This window comes from Streptococcus sp. F2 (assembly GCF_056500955.1).
Genome location: NZ_JBWKAI010000057.1, coordinates 1 through 4,447, shown reverse-complemented (window position 1 = coordinate 4,447; position 4,447 = coordinate 1). Strand labels below are relative to the sequence as shown.

Sequence of the window (4,447 nt, the reverse complement as noted above, 5' to 3'; positions counted from 1 at the left end):
TCAGAAATATTTATCAGCTATCGCTGATAAACGAAATAGAATTCCTAGGAAATCTTTAAATTATCGAACACCATATCAGGTTTTTCTGAGTTACGTAAAATGTCTAGCTTAATTTGACAATTTGGGAAATAAAAAAAATAAGTTAGGAAAATAGTCCTAACTTTATTCTTTATCTCTTAGTGCTTTTTCTAAACTCTTGCTGCCTTCTTTATAAAGAATATCTTTCCCAGCAATATCTCCAAAATATGAAAATTCTCCATCTCTTGAAATCTCATATTTTAAAGTTCTAACACCATAGTCTTCATAAAAGATAATTTTTGATTCCTTATCAATTTTTGTAATAACCTTTTTACCATCTAAATTTATATAAGCATCTTTACCATTAATTTCTAAAACTAATGTTTTTTCACCATCATATACTTTATAATACTTTCCATTTAACGAATTAGTCGAACAAGCAACTAAAAATACTGTAGATATAGCTAGAACAATCAAACCAACTAATTTCCTTTTCATACCTAAATTTCTCTTTCTCTAAGAAAATCTTTTAATCTTTCAATATCTCTATCACTTAACTTACCAATAATTTTAATATTGAATCCCTTGTTCTCTAAATCATAATACTGAATTGTATCAATCCAAGAACGCTTTTTTTAATTTGCTTTTGCCCAATCAATAACTTCTAAATACTGGCCTTTTATATAGTCAGACTCATTTTCATATTTAGTAGTTAATCTTAAAGTTTTTATTACTTCATCATTAAATTTGACTACTACAGCGGGACGAACCTTTAAACCTGTACCATCAGAATATTCAATACGAGAAACTAAAATAGAATATATCTCAATATCATTCATTTAAAGTATTCCTCCTAACTTATTTAGTTAAATAGATAGTCTTGTCGTAACGACCATCATCATCCACATAATGGGCAATTTCTAATACTAAAATAGGTAAGCTTAACAGAATATCTCTGACTTTTTGACTATTAGTAGCATCAAGAGAAGCTGTAACCTCATCTGCCAATAGGATATCTTTTTTCCTAAGTAAAAATCTCGCAATCTCTAGTCGAACGCGCTGACCACCTGAAATGTTAGTCCCGTTATCGACAATCATAACATCCAAGATATGATCCATTTCATCAACTAACCCAACGGCTTCTAGGACCTCTAGCAGTTCCTCATCTGAGAAAGATTGACCTAAGGCTAAGTTATATCGGATAGTATCATTAAACAAAAATGGACTTTGAGTAATATGACTAATATTACCTCTAAAATTATTAAAGGTTAAGCCATCTCTTGTCTTAACAAAAATTTCTCCATTGTCAGGACTGTCAAGTTGAGAGATGACTCTAAATAAGGTTGACTTACCAGATCCACTGGCTCCCTTAATTAATACCTTATCACCCATTTTGCAAGTGAAGCTTAATTGTGAGAAAAGCTTTTTGCTACCATAAGATTTAGTCACATCCGCTACCACAAGTTGCTCAATATTAGCTACGGTAGCTTTAGAGACAGCTGTTCCTTCCATTTCTTCTTCATTTAGAATGCTAAATATCTTATCTGCTAGCGGTTTTGAGCCTTGGATCGATGCAACATTGTACATAATGGTTTGAATCGGATTAACTAACTGATTAGAAGCAATATACATCGCAATTAATTTTGCAACACTGACAACATTTCCTTGAAGAGTAAAGTAAAAACCTAAAGCCAAAGGTACAACTTGACTCAAAAAAAGCATAAAGCCATTGAAAAAATAAATAATATTGTGTGTAAAGGCATATTTTTGAAGGGATTCTTGATAAGTTGTATGGGTCTGATGAAAGTGACCTATTGCTTCACCTACGACCTGATTATTAATAATTGTCTGACTTCCTCTAATATTATCGCTCACCACAGTATAAAGATGCCCCCTATCTGTATTCATTTTTTCACCATTATCTGTTAGTTTATGGCTTAGAATAAATTGGGGAATTGGGCGTATAATACTAAACAAGACAAACATACTTCCCAGCACATAATCTTGTAAGATAATATAAGAAGCTGTAACCAAACATAAAATACCCCAAGTAAGCATAGTCACAAAGCAAATCAGATAATTATCTCCTAGGTATTCCATATCTTGAGTCAATATAGAGATTTTCTCATCATCTGTGAAGCGCTTGTTAACAAGTAACTTTTTAAAGAGCGCCAATCTCATATTTTTATGAATTTCCCTACGAAAAACATTTGTGGTATGATTGGCAAAGAGCATTAAAGCATACAAGGTCATATAGACTGAAAATCCGTAAATCGTGAACTGAAGAATCACGTTAAAATCAAAGATTTTTTCCTTTAAATCCAATGCTTTTGAAAGAACAAAGGGTTGACCTAAGGCAGCAAAACTATTAGCTAAACTTCCTGTAATCACTAGCCATTTAGTTTTTTTATCAAGATAGTTAAAGATTGATTTCATTGTTTCCTCGCAATCTTAAAAAAAGGAGGCTAGCACTCCTCCCTAATTTCTTAATGACATGCAATATTATTTTGTTCACATTTTGCATTTACACTTCTGTCACGTTTAGAGTGAGACTTTTTGTTTTCTTTAACTACCATATATTATCACCTCTTTTCATTCAACATCTAATATATCATTATACTGTCCGTCTAAGGCGAATAGTGCTAGATTTTCATATATGGTATTTTTCATTGATTCACAAATCCTCTTGAAAGAAACACCATTTATTCGCTTAACCATCGGACAATTACCTGATTTACATATTAACAAGTATGGACAGTCTGAACATGAATCATCAACATTAATAACCCATTTATCTATCTTATTTTGATTAACAAAACCAGTATTGATATTACCAAAAATATTTTTTTTATCATATAAAGCAACTGTACAAGATTGAACTATCCCATTGACATTAAAAGCGTAATGATTTTTCTTATTGGCATAACAACTAAAAAAATGACTAGTATTATATCTAGAGGCAAATAAAGAGTAACCCTCCTTTACTGCTCGTTTTGAAAGTTCAAAAGCAGTACTACGATTTACTAAAGTCAAAGAATCCTCTACCCTATCTCCTTTCCCCCAATCTCCTACATTACGGTAAAAAAGTAAAAATCTTTCATCTTCTTTAAAAATCAATCCATCGTGTTTCAAAAAACTACATATATTGGGATAATTTTCTTTAGTTATATTGAATCTTATAATGCATTCAAAATCTAATTTTGTCTGTCTCATACCAATCAGATTTTTTAAAATTCTATCATATGTCCCCTTTCCAGTTCGTGAAATCCTCTGACAATCATGACTTTCCTGATTTCCATCTAAAGTAATCTGATAAGAAGTAACTCTTAAATCTGTAACTAGAGTTACAAATTTCTTTTTGTCTAACAAGAATCCATTTGTCGTAAGTGAAGAATCATAATTAACATTATACTTATTACATAAAGAAATTAACCTTTTACCCAAACTAACTATAGTTTTAAAGCCTAGCAATGGCTCTCCACCAAACCAAGCTACTGTTAAATATTTGAATTGTCCTGTTTTAATTTTCTCTTCAACAAAATTAAAAATGGCATTTTCTGTTTCCAAAGACATTGAAATATTGGTAAAGTGCTCATAGCAATACTTACATCTAAAATTACAATCTCCATGAGTTAAAACTGTTAGTCCTAATCTTTCTTTATCTGCTTCCAAGATTTGAGTTAAATATTTATCGACTTCATCTTCTTCCAAAAAATAATTATGTTGTTCTAAATAACTTTCATATTGTTTTTCAGTTTCTTCATCTTCATCTACTTTTTTAATTAGTTCATTAGTTATTAAAAATGAGTCATTGGTTTTTGTATTAAAAAATACAGTTCCTTCACTAATATCATAGCTAATAATACGTGGTGACATCTTCATTGCAACACCTCTTTGTCTCATCAATAATTACACTCACATTATAATCCGCTTTCATTTTAGTGTCAAGATAATTTTTAATTTTTTGAAATATTATTTAATTTCGCAAGTTGTCAAGTCAAGTGCAACCAGTTCATAGATAACTAGAGTTCCAAATGTATACTTCTTTTTTACAATGATCAAATAGATTGAATATTCTAAAAAAGAAGTATATCTTTTTTTCATAACTTCATTTTTGTTCTAGATTTGTTCTAAAAAGTCATACTTTCTATATTTATTTTTAAAAACATAAAATGATAAATCCCTTGATAATACTAGCTATTCTTGTCTATAAATTTTCTTTATTATGCTTTTTCTACCTGTAGGGGGTATAAATAACATGTCGAAAACCTTGTTTTATCAAGGTTTTTTGATTTTTGGTCAACTTTTGGTCAACCTTTTGATAAGTCTAACTTGTTTTTAGAAAATTCCTTATCTTATTATTTTCATTTTCTGCTTTTTCTTTAATAAGATGTCCATATGTCTCAGTGATTTGCTTTATATCCTTATG

Annotated in this window: 3 protein-coding genes and 2 pseudogenes; 1 reads left to right on the top strand and 4 read right to left on the bottom strand. The window is 30.1% G+C overall.

All coding sequences use genetic code 11. The features are described 5' to 3' along the window. Positions 1 to 112 (top strand): annotated as a pseudogene (locus tag ACYTR8_RS10140) (IS30 family transposase); the annotation flags it as partial. A 50-nt stretch (positions 113 to 162) separates the two neighbouring features. On the opposite strand, the gene ACYTR8_RS10135 reads toward ACYTR8_RS10140, so the two are convergent. From ACYTR8_RS10135 to ACYTR8_RS10120, 4 genes and pseudogenes are all read right to left on the bottom strand, one after another. Then, on the bottom strand, positions 163 to 516 hold the full coding sequence (locus ACYTR8_RS10135) for a hypothetical protein (RefSeq protein WP_111714938.1): 354 nt from the start codon (positions 514 to 516) through the stop codon (positions 163 to 165). A 2-nt stretch (positions 517 to 518) separates the two neighbouring features. Then, positions 519 to 857, bottom strand: a pseudogene (locus ACYTR8_RS10130) (hypothetical protein). A 19-nt stretch (positions 858 to 876) separates the two neighbouring features. Next, positions 877 to 2,454, bottom strand: a complete 1,578-nt coding sequence (locus ACYTR8_RS10125; RefSeq protein ID WP_111714932.1) for an ATP-binding cassette domain-containing protein — start codon at positions 2,452 to 2,454, stop codon at positions 877 to 879. 156 nt (positions 2,455 to 2,610) lie between these two features. Then, positions 2,611 to 3,900 carry a radical SAM/SPASM domain-containing protein gene (locus ACYTR8_RS10120; protein WP_018366728.1) on the bottom strand — a complete coding sequence of 430 codons (1,290 nt, stop codon included), beginning with the start codon at positions 3,898 to 3,900 and terminating at the stop codon, positions 2,611 to 2,613. Between the last annotated feature and the right edge of the window lie 547 nt (positions 3,901 to 4,447).

Excerpts from the sequence above, each read along its gene's own strand:
- ACYTR8_RS10125 (WP_111714932.1), bottom strand. The coding sequence starts at position 2,454 with ATGAAATCAATCTTTAACTATCTTGATAAAAAAACTAAATGGCTAGTG.
- ACYTR8_RS10120 (WP_018366728.1), bottom strand. The coding sequence starts at position 3,900 with ATGAAGATGTCACCACGTATTATTAGCTATGATATTAGTGAAGGAACT.
- ACYTR8_RS10135 (WP_111714938.1), bottom strand. The coding sequence starts at position 516 with ATGAAAAGGAAATTAGTTGGTTTGATTGTTCTAGCTATATCTACAGTA.